This window comes from Syntrophobacterales bacterium (genome assembly GCA_031274925.1).
Classification (GTDB): Bacteria; Desulfobacterota; Syntrophorhabdia; order Syntrophorhabdales; family Syntrophorhabdaceae; genus PNOM01.
In genome coordinates this window covers 21,100-40,714 of the sequence record JAISPL010000019.1, presented here as the reverse complement: position 1 = coordinate 40,714, position 19,615 = coordinate 21,100, and the positions used below count along the sequence as shown (strand labels likewise).

The window sequence follows — 19,615 nt, the reverse complement described above, 5'->3', positions numbered from 1 at the left end:
CTTATATCTGCAGGTCTCCTGTGTTTTGGAAAACGGCTTGATATCAGTTCATATTGAGCTTCGTTAATTTCCATATAGTATAGTAGGTATATTTCGTCTTATGGTGATAAAGCCCTAGCCAATCATCCGACTGTACTCCTCTTCATTCCAACATGAACGGAAGAAGTAACACTCTTCTTTACATTTCCCGATCTTGCCACATTCCATCAGGTACCGTTTGCCTGAGATTCCAAGCGCTCCATCTCGTTCCATTTGATCAATACACGGCGGTCGTCTTGATTTACAGCCATGTTTGTTGTCACAATTAACGCAGAAGCCGCTCTTTAGTCCGATGGGATATCCTCACAAACCAAGTTTATAGGGCATTCTACCATCTGTCAAGTACGGTTACATTTGTCATGGAAGGGACAAACTACATTCTGAGTATCAATAAATCGTTGTCCAGATATCTCTTTTGCTTTGTATTCTCGAGATCTGTGCTTTCAGATAAGGGATGGAGACTTACCATCATATCTTAGAGCACGCCAAGAGACTGATTCAGCCGCGCCAGACCACCTCCCATTCTCTTATCTGAAATCTCCCTTGACTATCGTTGGGGTTCTTCCTTGTATGGCCGAGAAAGGGTTCATGGCGCTCTCGCTATCGCCCGGGAAAACAGCGACAACCGCGCGGTCCGTAGCCGGATAGAGGTGTCTCTTTGGCCCGACAGGAGGACGTAATACGTATTTTTAGGCGATTAAAACTGTGTAAAATAACTTTAGGATCTTTCCAACTAAACCAAAAGGAAATAATGTCAAGATATGCTTAAACATAGTAAATTAAGTGATTACAAAATTATTAAATGTTTTTGGACGACCTACGGAAGTCATCCCCGACGAACTTCAAGGGCAATAATCAACAAAAAAGTTCATCCCTTAAGCATAGTATTGCTACAAAGCCTGCGATGGTTTGATTTTAGACGGATATAAACACTCAACCACAGCACAGAGTTTACTAGCACATCAAAGAATGCGAATTCAGATTTAACTTCAGAAACGAAGACGTTTATGATATTTTAGTGAAAATAGTCAAGAAATTTTAGGAAGTTCGTGGAAAGACCCTATAGGAAAATGCTTTATTCCTGAACCAGTCGCATCCGATTTACCGCTCATCGGTATAGAGGAGACATCTTACGGCATCAACCGTGCCATTTTAGGATCCAAATTGGTACATCACTGGCAATTATCGAATATCATACCCAAAACTATCGAATGCCATCATCATGCTAATTTTCTGCCCACTGATTCCATTCCGGAGGAGTATGTCAAATACAGTTTCATCATATGCCTGTCCGACTTGATAGAGAAAACACACCTCACAGTAAAATCTTATTATTAAAATGAAATAAGATTTAGATGACGGATCTCTTCGGCTTCGACTCCATCTATTTTTAGTCAGGCTCGGTCTCGGGAATCCGTTCCAGTGATTCAAGCCAGGGCGTGGCCTCACTATCACTCGGCGCACGATAGTCACCCCGGGGGGAAAGAGACCCTCCTGACCCAACTTTCGGTGCATTTGCGATGCAACTTCTCTTGTACTGACTGGATTTAAAGAAACGCCTGATAAAAACTTTGAGCCACGCCTTGATCTCTCCAATTGTGTATTGATGACGCTGTCCCTCAGGAATATCCGGCCAAGTGCCTTTCATTTTGTCATGCCATGCAGACCAGGCCAGAAAAGCGACTTTGGTTGGAAGAAAACCGAACCGGAGCAAGTAATAGAGGTGGAAGTCCTGCAATTCATAAGGGCCTATCACATGTTCGGAATGCTGACCTGGTTCCTCATCTGTTGATCCAGGCACCAGTTCCGGGCTGATCGAAGTTGCCAGTACATCGTAAAGCACCACGCTCACCTGCATCCCAAGTTCCCTCTTGTCTGCCAACCACCGTATCAGATACTGCACGAGCGTCTTGGGCACACTAGCATTGACATGATAATGGGCCATGTGGTCGCCAACTCCGTATGTGCTCCATCCTAACGCAAGCTCGCTCAAATCACTCGTTCCCACCACTATCCCCTGCCTCAGGTTCGCAATCCGGAAAAGATGGCTTGTCCGCTCACCGGCTTGTACATTCTCGAAGGCAATGTCATATATCGGTACCCCTTGTGCATAAGGATGACCGATGTCCTCAAACATCCGCATGCAACTCGGCTTGATGTCAATCTCGTGAGTTGTGCACCCGACTGCAGCGGTCAGCCGTCGGGCCTGGTCAAGAGTGCGATTGCTTGTGGCAAACCCTGGCATCATGCACGCTATTATGTTAGTTCTTGGGAGACCCATCACATCCATTGCATGGGAACACACAATAAGGGCATGGGTTGAATCCAACCCTCCGGAAATACCTATTACTACGTTCTTTATGCCGGTGGCCTGAAGACGCTTCACCAGTCCCTGAACCTGGATCTCGTAAACTTCTCTACACCTGTCATCCTGACTGGACCGGCCACTTGGAACAAAAGGGAAACGCTCATAACTCCTGCGAAGAAATAGCGTTTCCTCAACAGGAAGAGGTACTTCCAACAGCACAGTGCGAAATCCGGCAAGATCTGCGGAGTTTCTCTCGGCATTCCGGCTGAAGCTGTTTTGATGCAGGCGGTCTTGGATCAGACGGTCGAGGTCGACGTCTCCGGTAACCAGTTGCGGCTCATAAGAGAACCGTTTCGTCTCCGCTATCATGGTACCGTTCTCGCAGATCATCCCATGTCCGTCCCATGCCAGATCAGTGGTGGATTCTCCGACTCCGGCAGCGGTATAGAGGTATGCGGCAAGACATCTGGCAGACTGATTGGATACAAGCTGGCGCCTGTAATCATCTTTCGTCACAGTCGCATTCGACGCGGAAAGGTTTATGAGTACAGTGGCTCCTGCCAGTGCGGCATAGGATGAAGGAGGGATCGGTACCCACAAGTCCTCGCATATCTCAATGTGAAGCGTCAAAAGCGGCTGGCTGTTAGTCTTAAAAAGAAGGTTATTACCAAAAGGAATATCAGACTGCCCCAGAAGACGGAGACTGCCCTCACGAACGCAGTCTCCGGTTGTAAATTGGCGCAACTCATAATACTCCCGGTAATTGGGCAGATAGGTCTTGGGCACAACCCCGCAAATTTGGCCCCGAAAAACGATGACTGCGCAGTTGAAGAGCATGTGGTCGACTTTCAGGGGCAGTCCTGCCACAATGACGACTGATAAGTTCCTGGAGGCTGTGCATATCTCCGAAAGTGCTCCCAGGCAACCATCAAGAAGTGCTTGCTGATGAAAAAGATCCTCACAGGTATAGGCCGACAGTCCCAGTTCCGGAAATACTACTATAAGGGCCTTTTCCTCCTCTGCTTTCTTCGCCAGGTCTATTGTCGTCCTCGCGTTAAAGGCAGGGTCCGCAACCCTTACCTCGGGCACCGCCATGGCGAGACGGACGAAATTATGATGATAAAGATTGAAAAAAGAGCTATCGGCTTTCATTCTCCTCTTTATCTCCTCTTCCGCCCGAATTCCCGTACACCTTTTTCGAATCGGTCAGGCATCCAAAGTTTCACTTAAAAACCGCCCCGGTCGCCGCGCTCGTTACTTTCTCCGCGTAGCGCGCCATGTAGCCTGTCTTTATCTTCGGTTCAGGACGCTTCCACGCCCTCTTTCTCTTTTCCAACTCCCTGGGGCTCACCTTCAGGTCTATACTTTTCCTGATGAGGTCAATCTCTATTATATCTCCGTTCTGCACGAAGGCAATTGGGCCTCCTTCGGCAGCTTCAGGGGAGACATGGCCTATACACAACCCTCTGGTTCCTCCTGAAAACCTTCCGTCGGTTATGAGAGCACATTGAGCATCCAACCCTCTTCCAGCAAGAACGCTCGTGGGGGTAAGCATCTCCCTCATTCCAGGGCCTCCTTTGGGACCCTCATACCGTATTATCAGCACTTCTCCTGGTTTAACCCTTCCTTCCATGATTGCTGATCCTGCGTCCTCCTCGCTCTCAAAGATTCTTGCCTTCCCGTTAAAATGCCAGGCGCTCTCATGAACGCCTATCCGCTTCACTATCGCGCCATCGGGAGCAAGGCTGCCGCTCAATACAGCGAGACCGCCCTTCTCGTGATAAGGTGCACTAAAGGGGCGGATCACTTCTCTATCTTCAATTGTAGCATCTTTGAGGAGATCTCCCACTTTTTTGCCCGCCACCGTTACACACTTCCTGTTGATAAGTTTCTTCTTCGAAAGCTCCTTCATGATGCCATATACACCTCCGGCCTCACACAGGTCCTCAAGGTGATGGGGCCCGGCAGGACTCATGTTACAGAGATGAGGTACCTTCTCGGAAATTTCGTCGAAAAGAGAAAGGGGCAGGTTAATGCCAGCCTCATGGGCTACGGCCGGAAGGTGGAGGGCGGTATTTGAGGACCCCCCGAAGGCCATGTCAACAGTTATGGCATTTACGAAGGAATCCATGGTCACAATGTCTCTCGGCTTAAGATCCTCTTTCACCAAGTCTACAATTCTCTTCCCCGTGACCTTGGCAAGTCTTATGCGTGCCGCATGCACCGCAGGGATCGTCCCATTGCCAGGAAGGGCTATACCAAGCGCTTCGGAGAGGCAGTTCATGGAATTGGCGGTAAACATACCGGCACAGGAGCCTGGGCCAGGGCAGGCACACTGCTCAAGCACGGAAAGAACCTCCTCGGTCATAAGACCTCCAGCTACTTTTCCCACACCTTCGAAGACGGATATTAAGTCCACGGCTTTTCCTTTAAATCTTCCCGCAAGCATAGGACCCCCGCTTATCATGATGGCAGGGATATTGAGCCTCATCGCTGCCATCATCATCCCGGGAATAATTTTATCGCAATTAGGTATGAGCACAAGGCCGTCAAAGGGGTATGCTTTCGCCATTACTTCAACGGAGTCGCAGATCAGTTCCCTTGAGCCGAGAGAATATTTCATACCCTCGTGGTTCATGGCAATGCCATCGCAAATACCTATAGTGGAAAATTCCATGGGCGTACCGCCCGCCAGTCTGATGCCGTCCTTGACGGCCTGGCAGACCCTATTCAGTTGGATGTGTCCCGGTATAAGCTCATTTGCTGAATTAGCGATCCCTATTATCGGTCTTTCAAGTTCTTCGGGCAGGCAACCCATCGCGCTAAACAAAGTTCTGTGAGGTGCCTTTTCGATCCCTTTCTTCATTCTGTCCGATCTCATTATTGTCTCTCCTTAGGCACAGGCCATGAATTTCCTTATTACTCACGGGACGCGGCGGCCTGGTTTTATACATAAGATAGAAAATTATTATACTATCACACGGTTGATTTCTCCATGGTTTTGTTCTATTAATATACCAATCAAAGGATGGAATGGAGTCGGACCGGTTTAAAAAACAGCCAGTCTTCAAGAGAAGGATCAAGGATAAGGATAATGAGGAAATCTATCAGGCAATTCGCCGGAATCATCGCTAAGACCCTGCCTATTGAGCAACCGGTTTACGAATTTGGTGCCCTTCAATTGCCTGGTCTGGAAGGAATCGCCGATTTGAGGTCCTTTTTTTCGGGCAAGGAGTACGTAGGATGTGACATGCGTGAGGGTACCGGCGTCGACCGTGTCCTTAACCTCCACCACATTGACCAGCCGGACAGCACGGTAGGTACAGTCATCACACTCGACACCCTTGAGCACGTGGAATTTCCACATACCGCTCTTCATGAAATACACAGAATACTTAAGCCGGACGGGATCGTCGTAATAACATCGGTACTCGACTTCAGAATTCACGCCACTCCATATGATTACTGGCGTTTTACCCCTGACGGCTTCAGAAGCCTTCTTGCGCCTTTTGCCTCCTCTTTTGTCGGCTATGCTGGGATCGACAGGTTTCCACACACAGTGGTCGGGATCGGTTTCAAAGGCAGGCAATACCCTCTTGAAAAGTTTTATGAGGAATTTGAGAAATGGAGGGTCCGTTGGCTGAAGCAGAAAGGCAATTCATGGAAAGATGTGGCCAACCTGTTTGTCCCCCCTATCCTACTCGGTTTAGACAGAAGGATCGCCCATTTTTTCGGAAAATCGAGGTCTCACAAATGATATTCAGGCCGACCTGTTCTTGTTGACCACATTACCCACAAACCTAGATTCAAATTCTATCCTTTATGATATGTCGGTCTAAAGAGCAAACCATATCCGGCTACGTCCTTGCGGTGCATCTCCTGAAAGTGAAAATACTACGGCGTTCCTATCGGATGCGGCAACCATCAGTGCATATTGAGTTTCGTTAATTTCCATAGAGATAGTATGGTATATTTCGTCTTATATGTTGACAGGGCTTAACTGAACACGATAGCCAGCGTCTTTTCACAAAGCCTTGTCCAATAACCGGCCCGAAGCCGATTGTTAATTGTGGGACTGCAACTCCAGTTTTCTATCCTGTTGATGGCTGCTCATCCAAATACTTTTTCAGATCGTTCATTACTAATTATCCTTCCAGCGACAAAATCTCTATTGTATATCCTCTGAAAGGATTGAGATTTTGGAAATATGTCTTGATTATTTCCATATGTCGTAGTAGAGATTAGCCTACATACTACATATAGCAAAAAGGCTTAATGCGCAAAATTACATTTTATCAGAGGGACGATGAGAACCGCTGGAACCGCTAAAGATGACCGGATTCATGTAAGACTTCCCACCGCCGAGAAGGAAAAAATACATAGTTACGCTAAATCCCTCGGCCTTAATGATTCTGAATTTATGCGTCGCCTCGCTATTCTGTACTGTGCCCTGGATTCTTTTAAGGAAGACATCAATTTTTTCAACTTTGTTGAACGTAATCGTGAAGTGCTTGATAAACTCGTAAAATCTTTCGATAAATTATGATGGTTTCTTCTTGACAGTTACACCCTCTTTAGGATAATGTAGATATACGTTACATCCTCTAAATATTGTCTGTATTTTTATTAGTACATCAATAAAATCTTTCGATAAATTATGGTGGCTTCTTCTTGACAGTTACACCCTATTTAGGATAAATTCTACCCAAATAAGGGAATGATGAATGAGAAGCGCACGGACTAATTCTTTTTCTGTATCAACACGGCAACGTAACATTCTGATTATAATATCCATAGCAACAATATTGCCGCTTCTGTCTATTCTCGCAAGTAACCCTCAAAAGCGTTACTACCTGAACCTCTCATCAAGTATGCCCCTTGGCATCTATAAGATCACCCCCGCTGCCGCCCTCACCCCGGGTGATCTGGTCGTCTTTGACCCCCCTGAGGTGGCCCGCCCCTATATTTATGGCCGCCGCTGGCTCCCGGCAGGCTGGCCTCTCATCAAGCAAATCGGCGCCCTCGCCGGAGATACGTTCTCCATAGAGGGCGCTTCTTTTTGTATCAACAATAAGTACATCGGCGCGGTCTATACCCAAGACGGCGAAGGAGGAACACTACCCAGAATTACAGGCATCCACACAGTTAAGTCAGGGACATTTCTGCCCATCTCCCCTTATTCACGCTCTTTTGACGGAAGATACTTCGGTGCTGTTCCGGTAAGTTCCATTAAAGGTAAAGCGACCCCCCTCTGGTATTGGTAAGCGCAGGGTATGATCGGGGCCATCTTCTTCTTAGCCGGCGTTTTTGGTTTGTCCACACTTACAACCTGCGGCCCCGAGGTCCATCCTGCGACCACCCAAGCCATAATCGACGTAGAAAGTTCCGGCAACCCTCTCGCCATCCACGATAACGACACCGGAACCTCCTACACTCCTTCCAGCCGCACCGAGGCTGCCGAGATTGCAAGCAGACTCCTTAAGAGCGGCCGCTCCATAGACATGGGCCTCATGCAGATCAACTCTTGGCACCTGAGAAAGAAAAAAATAGACCATGAAAGCCTTTTCGATCCCTGTACAAATATCAGGGTCGGCACGGAGATCTTAGCAGACTTTTATTATCGCCATCGGGACAAAAACCCCAAAGATTCTCCTGACCTTATTCTTCTTAAAGCCCTTTCTTCTTACAATACCGGCACTCCGTACAAAGGAACCCGCTATGTTACAAAAATCCTCAAAAAAGCCCGCGGCATAGATTGCTTACCAACGCACACTACCCGTCTCGTATCAACTCGCTCAGCTCGCACTCACTCCCTCCGCACAATCCCCTGCGAACCCATCAATGCTATCACCTTTTACCGTAAGGACGACGCCCCATGAACAATGTACGGGATCTCCACACAGATACTCACGACCACAGACTGCTTGAGATGCTAAGTACGGCCCTTGGACCTCACGTGAATAAACTTCTTGCCGATCCCTCGGTAGTAGAGTTGATGCTTAATCCCGATGGCCGTCTATGGGAAGACCGCCTGGGAGCCGGCAGATCAGATACCGGAGCCACCATGTCCCCCGCGGACGCCCAGCGTGTCATTGAGCTCGCCGCCAGTTCCACCGGATCAATATGCAATGCCGCGTACCCCATGGTATCAACGGAACTTCCGGGCAGCGGAAGCCGCTTTCAGGGGATGCTGCCCCCTGTCACTTCCACTCCCGTCTTTACCATACGCAAAAAGGCGCTCATGGTCTTTACGCTCAACGATTACATCAGAGACGGCATTATAACCGAGTCTCAAAAAGAAAAAATCATCGAAGCGGTCCAGCAAAAAAAGAATATCCTTATCGTAGGCGGGACGGGTTCCGGCAAGACCACCCTCGCCAACGCGGTACTCCATGAAGTCTCGAAAACCCAGGATCGCTGCATAATCATTGAAGATACCCTGGAACTCCAATGCACCGCGCCGGATACTGTATTCCTGCGCTCCCGGGATCATGTCTCCATGAATGATCTCTTAAAGGCCACCATGAGGCTCCGGCCGGATAGAATTATCGTCGGAGAAGTGAGAGGCCCGGAGGCCCTGACCTTACTCAAAGCATGGAACACGGGCCACCCCGGAGGCGTTGCCACAGTTCATGCCAATAGCGCAAAAGGGGGACTTACCCGCCTTGAGCAGCTAATTAGGAGGCAATACCAACACCGCAGCAGGCCCTTATCGCCGAGGCGGTGAACAACGTTATTTACATTGAGCGTTACCGTCACTCCAGAAGAATCCAGGAAATCATCGAGGTGACGGGATTTACAGGCGGCGATTATGTCGTCAAGAACTTACTTTAGGAGGTTTTTATATGAAGCGCTATTCGGTTTTGTTGATCATGGCGGCAATCCTTTTGCTGCCCGTCCTCGCCCATGCCGCAAGTTCCGGTCTGCCGTGGGAAAGTCCTCTTCAGAGGATCCTTGATTCCATAACGGGACCTGTCGCTAAGATCGCCGGTGTCCTCGCCATCGCCCTGACGGGCCTTGGCCTTGCCTTTGGAGAAGGCGGCGGCCTCATGAAAAAGGCCCTGGGCATAGTCTTCGGTCTCTCAATAGCCTTCTCCGCAAGCACCTTCGGTCTCGCCTTCTTCGGCTTCACCGGCGGCTGCTTTATGAGGTAGGGCCATGGAGGGATACGAGATACCGCTTCACAGGGCGTTAACCGAACAAATCCTCATGGGGGGAGTACCCCGGTCGGTTGCCATTCTTAACGGCACCATCGGCGCCGCCTTTGGTATAGCCCTCCACTCCTTCTATGTGATCCCCTTCTGTCTCTTCGTCCACATCGCGGCAGTCGTTATGACCAAGCGCGACCCCCAGTTCTTTGACTGTTTCCGCCGCCACATCAAACAAAAATCATACTACGGAACTTGACATGCTCAATCTCAGAGAATACCAGAAAAAATCTGACAAACTATCCGACTTCCTCCCCTGGGCGGCCTTCGTCGCTCCGGGGGTGGTGCTCAACAAGGACGGCTCCTTCCAGAAATCTTATGCTTTCCGGGGGCCGGACTTGGACAGCGCCACCCCTGCCGAGCTCGTCTCAATCACCGCCCGGCTCAATAATGCGATCAAGCGCCTCTCCGGCGGCTGGGCAATCTATACCGAGGCGCAAAGGATGCGCAGCCAGGAATACCCAGAGTCGGGGTTCCCTGACCCGGTGACTCTTCTGATTGAGGAAGAAAGGAGGGTATTTTTTTCTCTCGGCAACCACTACGAGAGTCTATATTATCTTACCCTGCTCTATCTTCCTCCCCCGGAGCGCCACCAGAAGGTAGAGAAAGCCTTCATCGAAAGAGGCAAGGGCCATGAAAAAGAGCAGGAGACATATCAGGCTCATCTGAAGGCGTTTATCACGGAAACGGACAGGATCTATTCCCTTCTCTCAGAGGTTCTTCCTGAGGCAAGGCCGCTTACCGACAGCGAGACGCTAACCTATCTCCACAGTTGCATCTCCCCCAAGAGACACCCGGTTATAGCCCCTGAAATACCCATGTATATCGACGCCTTACTTGCGGACACCCCCCTTATCTCCGGCTTTGAACCACGCCTTGGAGACTATCACCTTAGAGTTATCTCCATTATGGGCTTTCCTGGATCAACCGTGCCTGGCCTGCTGGATAATCTCAACAGACTCAACTTTGGGTACCGCTGGGTGACCCGGTACCTTCCCATGGATAAACGCGACGCTTTATCTGAGATTGGCAAATACCGCCGCCAATGGTTTGCCAAAAGAAAGAGTGTCGGAGTCCTTATCAAGGAAACCATCACCCAGACAGAAAGCGCCATGGTGGATAACGACGCCATGAATAAGGCGGCCGACGCCGACGCAGCTTTACAGGAGGTGGCCGACGACATTGTAAGTTATGGATACTACACCGCGTCGATTATCGTATGGGATAAAGATCCCATCTTAGCGCAAAAGAAAGTACGGGCCGTTGAGAAGACAATAACCAGTCTGGGTTTTACGGTGATCAACGAAACAGTGAACGCGGTCGACGCCTGGTTCGGCTCGCTCCCCTGCATCCCCCGAGCGAATGTAAGGCGGCCCCTCATGAGTTCCATGAACCTCGCGCACATATTCCCCTTATCGGCTCCGTGGGCAGGCCCTGAGATGAATACTCACTTAAATGCCCCGGTCCTCATGCACACGGAGACCTCAGGGAACACGCCCTTCCGCCTCAACCTTAACATCGACGACGTGGGCCATACCATGATAGTCGGACCGACAGGTTCCGGCAAGTCGGTGCTCCTTGCAATCCTCGCCGCGCAATTCAGGCGATATAAAGACGCCCAGATATACTTCTTTGACAAGGACGGCTCCATTAAGGCGCTCACGGCGGGAGTAGGAGGGGATTTTTACGACCTCGGCGCAGATACATCGGGGGGGACGCTCTCGTTTCAGCCCTTAGCCGCGATTGATAACGAGCTTGAGATCTCCTGGGCGGCCGAGTGGATATATGACTTCCTCCGGGCAGAAAATGTAGAAGTCAACCCCGACGTCAAAAAGGCCGTATGGACGGCCCTGAAGTCTCTCTCATCTTCCCCTCCTGAGCAGCGCACCCTGACCGGCTTTACTCTGCTTCTTCAAGACACTAAACTCCGGCAAGCCCTGGAACCCGCGACCATTGCCGGTTCCTTTGGCCGTCTCTTCGACTCAAGTCACGACACGCTCTCCTATGGCCGCTGGCAGGTCTTTGAGATGGCGAAGCTCATGGAGACACGAGCGGCAGTGCCGCCCGCCCTCTCCTATCTCTTCCATCGCCTTGAGCAGAGATTTACCGGATCGCCTACCATCCTCTTTCTTGATGAGTGCTGGCTCTTTTTGGACAATCCCATCTTTGCCGCGAAGATCCGGGAATGGCTCAAAGTCTTACGTAAGGCCAACGTGGCAGTGGTATTTGCGACCCAGTCGCTCCAGGATGTGGAGAATAGCTCCATATCGGCCGTGATCAAGGAATCCTGCCCCACCAAGATTTATCTCCCCAACTCCAACGCTCTTGATGAGCGGATGGCCGCCATTTACCAGGGTTATGGCCTCAATTCTCGGGAAGTGCAGATCATCGGCACGGCCACCCCTAAAAGGCAGTATTACTACAAGTCGCCCGAAGGATCCAGGCTCTTTGATCTTGCCCTTGGGCCTTTGGCTCTCGCTTACTGCGGATCAAGCTCCCCCGATGACCGAAAGATGGTGAGCGAGATCCAGGCAGCCGGGGAAGATTTTAATAACGCCTGGCTGAGATACAAGAATCTTGATTCATCATTCTTTGAGACTGTACAAGGAGAAGAATCATGATGGATGACGAAACCAAAAAAGCAGGGGAAGAATTTACTAAAATTGATTCAGAAACAAAAGTTCTCTTAGAGCGTATCGCGGGATACGCCGGTCAGGAAATATATACAGAGGCGCAGACACAAGCCAAGGAAGTCCGGGAGAAGATCGCACCCAAGGGGAAGTTTCCTCCTCAAGCGGGAAACCTTTATTCAAATGTACCGCGGAGACCATATACAGCGCCCCTTACAGGGACCGGGGAAGGGTCCGGGAATACAACATTTTTAGGAGAATAAAATCATGAAAAAACTATTGCTTCTTGTTGCCATCGCTATGTTACTTCCGGCCTGCGGGGCAAAGACCAAAGAGTACTACGAGAAACACCCTAAAGAGATGAAGGCGAAGCTGGAAAAGTGTGAACGAATGACCATAATGGAGATCCTTTCTGACGAAGAGTGTGTCGCCGCCATTGATGCCAAATAGAAAAGTAGGTTTGACCTTGGCCCCCCGAGAAGACCCCTTGACGGTCCGGGCAAGGGTCCGGGAATACAACAATTTTAGGAGGATAAAACCATGAAAAAATTATTACTTATTGTCGCCGTTGCTATGTTACTCCCGGCCTGCGGATCAAAAACCGCTGAATACTATGAAAAACACCCCGAAGAGATGAGAGCGAAGATAGAAGCATGCGGCAGGATGTCTCAAGCGGAAAAAATGGCTGACAGAGAGTGTGCGGCGGTTAACAATGTTATTTCCAAACGCTTCTTCAAAAGTACCATAAAAGAAAATCCTTTGCAGGGACCGGGTAACGGACCGGGAATAAAACAATTTTAGGATAGAAAAATGACACCCGATGCCGGTATACTTACCACACTCTTAAGCAGCTTCCGCGATGCCTTTACAAACGGCATCGGTTTTATCCACGGCAACGCCAAATGGCTTCTCGGTACGCTCATAGTCATAGACCTCACCCTCGCCGTGGTTCTCAATCTCAGCGATGGCGACCATATGAAGACCCTTATTCAGAAGACCTTGAAGTACGGTTTTTTTATTTGGTTTGTCATGGATTACAGGAGCCTCGTAAATTCAGGTTTTGAGGCATGATCGTTCGGCTTTTGAGGTCTGTACTCCCCGCTAGCCTTTGGGAGAGTAAGGCTGGAAGGCCGTTTAAAGGGTGTATAAGCAAGAGAACCGGTTACATAATATTTGTTAGAAGAAAAAAACCTAAAAGGAGGTAATGAATGATTCGTTGGAAGTACCTAAAGTACCTTTTTATCGGTATTGTTTTACTGCTGTCCATGCTCCTGTATTCTCCCTGCCAAGCCATACTCGGAGTCGGAGATATAGTCTTTGATCCGTCCGTCTACGTGCAGGCGATCCAGAGCTATCTCAAGCAGCTTGAGACAGCGTCCAACACAGCCACACAGATTGAGAATCAGATGCGAGCCTTGGAGAACCAGGCGAGAAATCTCCAGCACATGAGTCCCTCTGCCGCGTCCCTTTCCCTGTCCCGGATACAGGCCAATATGTCGGCCCTTGCCACGGTAAGGGACAGCATGCGCGGTATCTCCATGGACTACGCCCGGCTCCAAAACGCCTATGACAGCGTATATAAGAACTTTGCGAGCTACAATAACAACACTCCCGCCAAAGAATATGCAAATCAGGCTCAAAAGCTCTTAGACCAAAGCAGCAACAGCGCCTACGATGCCATGAGAGCGCAGGGACTGACCGCACAGATAGGAGATGATGAAGCCAACCTTAGAAGCCTGATACAAGCATCCCAATCAGCATCAGGCGCTGTTTCTGCCGCCCAGGTAGGAAATCAATTATCAGGTATGACCGTGCAACAGCTTATGCGCCTTCAGGAAATAGTCGCCGCGAGCAATAGGGCGCAAACATCGTACTTTGCAGCGGAAGCGCAGAAGCAGGCAATGTCGGAGACAAATTTGAAAAGGCAGCTTGACTTCGGCCCCCCGAGAAAAAGTCCGCTTGCAGGACCGGGTAAGGGGCCGGGAATACAACAATATTAGGAGATCAAACATGAAAAAATTATTACTTCTTGTTGCCATTGCTATGTTATTTCCGGGTTGTGGGTCAAAAAAGGATGCAAAGTATTATGAAAAACACCGCGTAGAACTGAGAGAGAAACTTCTAGAGTGCAGAAAACGAATGTCCAAAGCCGAGAAAATGGCTGACAGAGAGTGCACGGCAGCCGAAGAGGCGGCTTCCAATCAATTTCTTCCAATAATTCTAGAGAATCCGCTTGATAAGTATATTATAAAAGACCCTTTACAAGAACCGGGTAAGGGTTCCCACATCAAATAATTCTAGGAGAATTTATGAAAAAACTATTACTTCTTGTTGCCATTGCTATGTTATTTCCGGCCTGCGGGTCAAAAACCGTTGAATATTACGAACAACATCCAGAAGAAATGAAGGCAAAAATCGAACAATGCAAGCGTCTGTCCAGTGCCGAGAAAATGATTGACAGGGAATGTAGTGCCGCTATTGATGCATATTCTGCCACCAATCTGAAAAGACAGTTTGATTTCGGCCCCCCGAGAAGACCGCTTGACGGACCGGGCAAAGGACCGGGAATACAACAATATTAGGATAAAAAAATGACACCCGATGTTGGAATACTTACTATTATCCTGAAAAGCTTCGGTCTCGCCTTTATCAACGGCATCGGTTTCATCCACGGCGACGCCAAGTGGCTTCTCGGTACACTCATAGTTATAGACCTTGTGCTCGCCGTTGTTCTCAATCTCAGCGACGGCGACCATATGAAAACCCTTATTCAGAAGACTCTGAAATATGGCTTCTTTATATGGATCGTCATGGATTATAAGATGCTAATAAATACTGTCTCGAACACTTTTTCGGCAATAGGTCTCAAAGCCGGAGGGGGATCGCTTAGTAGCGCCCTACTGACAGACCCGTCTGCTCTGGCTGATCAAGGCATCATACTCACGGCTCCCATCTTTGATCACATCAAAAATATAGGCGTGATGGACATGATGAAAAATCTCTCGGACATAGCTTTCACCGGTCTTGTCGGCTTACTCATCGTCTTTTTATTCTTCATCATCAGCATACAAATATTCATCACCTACCTTGAATTCTATGTTGTATCCACGCTGGCCCTTATCCTTCTCCCTTTTGGAGTCAACAGGCGTACCGCCTTTCTCGGGGAGAAGGCCATCGGTGCGGTTCTTTCTTTCGGAATTAAGCTCATGGTCCTTGCGTTTATCGCCGCTGTTTCCATTCCTCTCGTCCAGACATGGACCTTACCTGTAGATCCGACCCTGCAACAAGACCTCTGTCTTCTCCTCGGCTCTCTCGCAATTACCTTCCTCGCCTGGCACGCGCCTACCGTGGCAACGAGCCTTCTCTCCGGGAGTCCCTCGCTTACCGCCGGGACTGCCGCAAGCGCGGCAGCCTCCGCAGGTTCGGCAGCAGCCACACTTGGTGGAGCTGCTGCCGGCGTGGCAAAGCAAGGTTATAACGCAGTCAAGGCGGCCGCCGGGGGAATAAGTCAGACCGCCGGCGCCGCCAAGGAAGGAAAAATGAGAGGGGAAGGAAGAATGGGAGGAGTAGCCGGCCTCGCCGCGGGTTATATATCAAAGGGAATCAACACGGTTACAGAGTCTTTAAAATCATCCTACAATACCGGCAGGCGGGCCGTTGCCGACCCTGACGGATTTATAAAGAGTTCAGGCGGGGCAGGGAAAAGCCCGCCATCACGAAGCGGCTCATCCAGCGCAGGATGGGGCAGTTTTTCCGGTACCAGCGGTATGGACTATGCGGCCATGAAAACCCGCATGAATCACGCAGATAACAAAGTTCCCCCTTCTGCCACAAAAGGAAGCGCAAAACCAGACCCGAAAGGAGATAAATCATGAGCAGTGAATTCAACCAGCCGACCCAAACCTACAAACCGGATGGCCTGCCTCTTACCCCCTACCTCAAGGCGAAGGAGATATGGGATAACCGCATAGGGACCGCGCGGATGCAGGCGTATAACTGGCGGCTCATCGCCTTCGCCGCCATGGGTCTCTGCCTGGTCCTAATCCTCGGGTTAATCTTTCAGTCAACAAAATCATCTGTAGCCCCCTACATCATCGAAGTGGGCCAGGCCGGGGAACTCCTTGCAGTGAGTAAGGCCACCCAGGCCAACCGCTCGGCAAACGAGAATGAGATCAAATACTTTCTCGGCAAGTGGGTTAAAGATATAAGGGCCTTGCCTCTTGACGCGGTGGTCAAGAAGCAGTCCTTCGTAAGCGCGTATGCCTCCATGCGGCAAAAAGCGGCGATCAAGATGAATGAGATCCTGAAAAAGGACGATCCCATGAGCAAGATCGGGGAAGAGACCATATCGGTCACACCGACTGCGATTGTCAAGATGTCGGAGAAGACCTATCAGGTACGCTGGACCGAAGACGTATTCTCCAAGGAAGGCTCCCCCAAGCAGTCCTACCGCATGACCGGTCTCATCACCATCGACTTTACCCCGCCCTCAAGCGAAAAAGAGATCATGATAAACCCGCTGGGACTATACATAAGCGATTTTTCATGGTCCAGGGAACTTTAAAAGGAGAGGAACAAATGAAAGCCATCAAAGACACATATAAGGCAATTAGGAACATTTTTGGAGGTGATTCTCCATTCAGAGACGCCTACAGGGCGTATCTCGTGGCCGTACTCGGCGCCGGGCTTATCGCCCTTTGCCTGTTACCTTACGCAAGCGTCATCCCTTCCGCCAGAGCGGGAGACGGCCCTGTACAGACAACAACACCAACGCCCCCGGATGAAGACCCCATGACCCCCAAGGAAGAAAGCGACTCTCTCAAGGCAGCTAAATCCATAGAGGCAGCCGAGCGGGAGGGCGTGGAGAACGCTTCTGAAGCCGTGCAGATCAGTGCCAAATCCATCTTCTTCTACCGACAGACCGGCATATATCAGATCTACTGTCACGAGGGGCACTTAACCGATATACAGCTCCAACCGGGAGAGGAAGTGGTCTTTGTAGGGGGCGGAGATACTACCCGCTGGATGGTGGACCGGGCGCAGTCGGGAAGCGGAGATACAAAGCAGTGGCACATATATGTAAAACCTTTGAAGTCAAACATCTCTACCAACTTCATAATCACGACGGACAGAAGATCCTACCAGATCAGGGCCCGCGCCGGGCAATCCTACAATCCGATCATAGGATGGACCTATCCGCTTGATGAGAAGGCGGCTTTCCTGCGGCAGGAGGCCGTGAAGAAGGAAAAGGAAGAAGAGCAGGTATCTGGCCTTATCACCCCGGAGAAGATAAATTTTAGTTACAAAATAGAGGAAAAAAGCGGTCTTTTCGGAGGTTCCTATTCCTGGACGCCAAGAATGGTCTTTGACGACGGAATGAAAACTTATATCCAGATGTCCCCTACAATGTCATCAGGCGAGGCCCCCGCTCTCTTTGTAAGCGACGGGAAGAACCTGATGCTCGTTAACTACAGGGTCAAGAGGAACTACTACATAGTAGACCGCCTCTTTGCCCAGGCGGAATTGATAAACGGCAAAGAAAGAGTAATTATCAAGAAAATCGAAAAAGACTAAGGGAGGACGTGTTGAAGATCCCGGATAAACTCGCATCATTCGTCAGGAAGAAGACAGACAGACCGCCGGAGGAACCCAAGGAGGTAACGGGCAGCTTTATCCATCCTCCTACTCCTACGGGCACGAGATTTAACCGTAAAATGCTCATAATCCTCGCCTCGGTGGCAGGACTTGTCATGGCTTTTACGTTTATGTCGGCACTTCAGCCCCCGAAGAAACTCACGCCCCAGGAGGCCGCCGAAGCGTCACAGAAGGCCCCTTCCTCCCCCGAGAACGTCCTTGCGACGGAGGTGATCTCCAACGCGCCTGACACCTATGACGGCCTGAGAGATTTTCACGAGGCGCAGCAGATCAAAAAAGGTGAAATGCAGGCAGCCGCTGCCGATCAGGATATGGGCGGCGTGGGGAGCGTAAGGAGCATATCTCCGTCCTCCATCAGCCAATATAACGCCCAGACAGGCGGCAACGTCCCTCAGATGGCCCAGATGTCGGACGCGGAAAAGGATCGTCTTGACGCGAGAAAGAGCCCGATAAAATTCTTAGGTTCAGCGAGTACGCCCACGGCGGCAGCGCCATTTCTCCCGACGATCCCCGCCATGATGCCTCCCCAGCTCAACATGCCAATCATGCCGTGGCAGAAGGACGACGATCAGAACATGCAGACCGCGAAGCGGGAATTTGTATCGGATCATGAAAACCTCACAAAGGACGTCTATGTAAAAGGCGCCCTCATATCACCGCTATCAAAGTATGAAGTCAAGGCGGGTTCCATTATTCCCGGGGTTATGCTCACAGGGGTCAACTCCGACTTGCCCGGCAATCTTACCGGACAAGTGCGGGAGAATGTCTATGATACGGTCACCGGAAGGTATCTGCTGATACCGCAGGGAACACGGGTAATCGGAAAGTATGACTCCAAGGTAGCTTACGCTCAGGAAAGAGTACTTATCGTTTGGACGAGACTTATATTCCCGAACGGCGATTCCATTGACCTTGAAGGAATGGCGGGAGTGGATCTCTCCGGCTATGCGGGCATGAAAGATAAGGTAAATAACCATTACGGCAAGCTCATTGCCGGTGTGATACTAAGCTCTACACTCTCGGCTGGCGCAAAGGTAGCCGCGGGAAACAACGACGTAGGGACCGCCACATTCCCCCAGCAGGCGGTATCGGGCGCGGCCCAGCAGATCTCCACCGCGGGGGCGAATATTACGAACAGGAACTTAAACGTGCAGCCCACAATAGAGATCAGACCAGGCATGAAATTCAATGTGTATGTAAATAAGGATCTGATACTTAAGCAGTATAAAGAGGCTGCATAAAGTCAGAATTAAACAAGGAGGACTTGTGAAATCGGTCAACCGGATCCAAATTACAGGCTATGTAAGGGAACCAAAAATCATCGATGCGGCGCATGGCAAGATGGCAACTTTCAGCATCGGCACAAAGCGGTACGATGGAAAAAACGAAGCAGGCGAAAGTATTTTTCATGAGGACTGGTTTAACTGTCAGGTTTTTGGTAAGATGGCTGAAAATCTCAAGGTTAAGAAAGGCGACTTTGTATTTTTATCCGGCGATATGCGAACCAACAGAAAAAGATGGGACTGTCTATTACAACGTCCACGTCGAGAAGATAGAGATTATTCTCAAAAAAGCAGGAGATTCGGAGCAGGAAACCGGAGAGAAGTAATGAACCAAATATCGGTTAAGTTGAGCGATAGCGAGCACAAAATATTGCAACGCCTCAAGGGAGACAGGAGCATTTCGGACTATATCCGGAAATCCCATCGCCTATTCACACCACAACAACGACTTGAATGAGCGTTTTAAGAAGCTCAAAGTAACCGTAAACGGAG

22 protein-coding genes are annotated in these 19,615 nt (G+C 49.8%); 20 read left to right on the top strand and 2 right to left on the bottom strand.

Annotated features, from left to right (window positions below):
• Positions 1 to 1,429: 1,429 nt before the first annotated feature.
• Both LBQ00_03490 and ilvD read right to left on the bottom strand, forming a co-directional pair.
• Entirely contained in the window at positions 1,430 to 3,499 is a 2,070-nt protein-coding gene (locus LBQ00_03490) for an NAD(+) synthase (protein ID MDR2017929.1), read from the bottom strand.
• 70 nt (positions 3,500 to 3,569) lie between these two features.
• A complete protein-coding gene (gene ilvD / locus LBQ00_03485) occupies positions 3,570 to 5,228 on the bottom strand; it encodes a dihydroxy-acid dehydratase (protein ID MDR2017928.1) in 1,659 nt (552 codons plus the stop codon).
• Positions 5,229 to 5,441: 213 nt separating this feature from the next.
• Between ilvD and LBQ00_03480 the strand changes: the two genes are divergently transcribed.
• The 20 genes from LBQ00_03480 to LBQ00_03385 all read left to right on the top strand — a co-directional run bounded on the left by LBQ00_03480 (position 5,442) and on the right by LBQ00_03385 (position 19,580).
• Positions 5,442 to 6,104 (top strand): class I SAM-dependent methyltransferase, encoded by a 663-nt coding sequence (locus LBQ00_03480; GenBank protein MDR2017927.1) that lies wholly within the window; start codon positions 5,442 to 5,444, stop codon positions 6,102 to 6,104.
• Positions 6,105 to 6,653: 549 nt separating this feature from the next.
• Positions 6,654 to 6,893 carry a hypothetical protein gene (locus LBQ00_03475; GenBank protein ID MDR2017926.1) on the top strand — a complete coding sequence of 80 codons (240 nt, stop codon included), beginning with the start codon at positions 6,654 to 6,656 and terminating at the stop codon, positions 6,891 to 6,893.
• A 178-nt stretch (positions 6,894 to 7,071) separates the two neighbouring features.
• On the top strand, positions 7,072 to 7,611 hold the full coding sequence (locus LBQ00_03470; protein ID MDR2017925.1) for a S26 family signal peptidase: 540 nt from the start codon (positions 7,072 to 7,074) through the stop codon (positions 7,609 to 7,611).
• Positions 7,612 to 7,620: 9 nt separating this feature from the next.
• Positions 7,621 to 8,226 (top strand): lytic transglycosylase domain-containing protein, encoded by a 606-nt coding sequence (locus tag LBQ00_03465; protein ID MDR2017924.1) that lies wholly within the window; start codon positions 7,621 to 7,623, stop codon positions 8,224 to 8,226.
• A complete protein-coding gene (trbB, locus tag LBQ00_03460; GenBank protein ID MDR2017923.1) occupies positions 8,223 to 9,074 on the top strand; it encodes a P-type conjugative transfer ATPase TrbB in 852 nt (283 codons plus the stop codon). Before LBQ00_03465 ends, trbB begins: the two co-directional genes overlap by 4 nt.
• A 118-nt stretch (positions 9,075 to 9,192) precedes the next feature.
• On the top strand, positions 9,193 to 9,501 hold the full coding sequence (locus LBQ00_03455; protein MDR2017922.1) for a TrbC/VirB2 family protein: 309 nt from the start codon (positions 9,193 to 9,195) through the stop codon (positions 9,499 to 9,501).
• Between the two features lie 4 nt (positions 9,502 to 9,505).
• Positions 9,506 to 9,754: a VirB3 family type IV secretion system protein gene (locus tag LBQ00_03450; protein MDR2017921.1), complete on the top strand. Its 249-nt coding sequence runs from the start codon at positions 9,506 to 9,508 to the stop codon at positions 9,752 to 9,754.
• 1 nt (position 9,755) lies between these two features.
• Complete coding sequence (locus LBQ00_03445) at positions 9,756 to 12,176, top strand: conjugal transfer protein TrbE (GenBank protein ID MDR2017920.1); 2,421 nt, start codon at positions 9,756 to 9,758, stop codon at positions 12,174 to 12,176.
• Positions 12,173 to 12,448 (top strand): hypothetical protein, encoded by a 276-nt coding sequence (locus LBQ00_03440; protein MDR2017919.1) that lies wholly within the window; start codon positions 12,173 to 12,175, stop codon positions 12,446 to 12,448. The genes LBQ00_03445 and LBQ00_03440 overlap by 4 nt, the downstream gene beginning before the upstream one ends.
• Before the next feature lie 4 nt (positions 12,449 to 12,452).
• Positions 12,453 to 12,635 (top strand): EexN family lipoprotein, encoded by a 183-nt coding sequence (locus LBQ00_03435; protein MDR2017918.1) that lies wholly within the window; start codon positions 12,453 to 12,455, stop codon positions 12,633 to 12,635.
• A 90-nt stretch (positions 12,636 to 12,725) separates the two neighbouring features.
• Positions 12,726 to 12,986 (top strand): EexN family lipoprotein, encoded by a 261-nt coding sequence (locus LBQ00_03430; protein ID MDR2017917.1) that lies wholly within the window; start codon positions 12,726 to 12,728, stop codon positions 12,984 to 12,986.
• A gap of 9 nt (positions 12,987 to 12,995) precedes the next feature.
• Entirely contained in the window at positions 12,996 to 13,256 is a 261-nt protein-coding gene (locus LBQ00_03425; protein MDR2017916.1) for a hypothetical protein, read from the top strand.
• Positions 13,257 to 13,393: 137 nt separating this feature from the next.
• A complete protein-coding gene (gene trbJ / locus LBQ00_03420) occupies positions 13,394 to 14,185 on the top strand; it encodes a P-type conjugative transfer protein TrbJ (protein ID MDR2017915.1) in 792 nt (263 codons plus the stop codon).
• A gap of 10 nt (positions 14,186 to 14,195) precedes the next feature.
• Entirely contained in the window at positions 14,196 to 14,480 is a 285-nt protein-coding gene (locus LBQ00_03415; GenBank protein MDR2017914.1) for an EexN family lipoprotein, read from the top strand.
• 14 nt (positions 14,481 to 14,494) lie between these two features.
• Entirely contained in the window at positions 14,495 to 14,767 is a 273-nt protein-coding gene (locus tag LBQ00_03410) for an EexN family lipoprotein (GenBank protein ID MDR2017913.1), read from the top strand.
• Between the two features lie 9 nt (positions 14,768 to 14,776).
• The gene (gene trbL / locus LBQ00_03405; protein MDR2017912.1) at positions 14,777 to 16,060 is read left to right on the top strand and encodes a P-type conjugative transfer protein TrbL; all 1,284 of its coding nucleotides are present in this window, start codon (positions 14,777 to 14,779) and stop codon (positions 16,058 to 16,060) included.
• The gene (locus LBQ00_03400; protein MDR2017911.1) at positions 16,057 to 16,749 is read left to right on the top strand and encodes a hypothetical protein; all 693 of its coding nucleotides are present in this window, start codon (positions 16,057 to 16,059) and stop codon (positions 16,747 to 16,749) included. The genes trbL and LBQ00_03400 overlap by 4 nt, the downstream gene beginning before the upstream one ends.
• Positions 16,750 to 16,763: 14 nt before the next feature.
• Positions 16,764 to 17,759 (top strand): P-type conjugative transfer protein TrbG, encoded by a 996-nt coding sequence (gene trbG / locus LBQ00_03395; protein MDR2017910.1) that lies wholly within the window; start codon positions 16,764 to 16,766, stop codon positions 17,757 to 17,759.
• Between the two features lie 8 nt (positions 17,760 to 17,767).
• Positions 17,768 to 19,081 carry a hypothetical protein gene (locus LBQ00_03390; protein MDR2017909.1) on the top strand — a complete coding sequence of 438 codons (1,314 nt, stop codon included), beginning with the start codon at positions 17,768 to 17,770 and terminating at the stop codon, positions 19,079 to 19,081.
• Positions 19,082 to 19,106: 25 nt separating this feature from the next.
• Complete coding sequence (locus LBQ00_03385; GenBank protein ID MDR2017908.1) at positions 19,107 to 19,580, top strand: single-stranded DNA-binding protein; 474 nt, start codon at positions 19,107 to 19,109, stop codon at positions 19,578 to 19,580.
• The last annotated feature ends 35 nt before the right edge of the window (positions 19,581 to 19,615 follow it).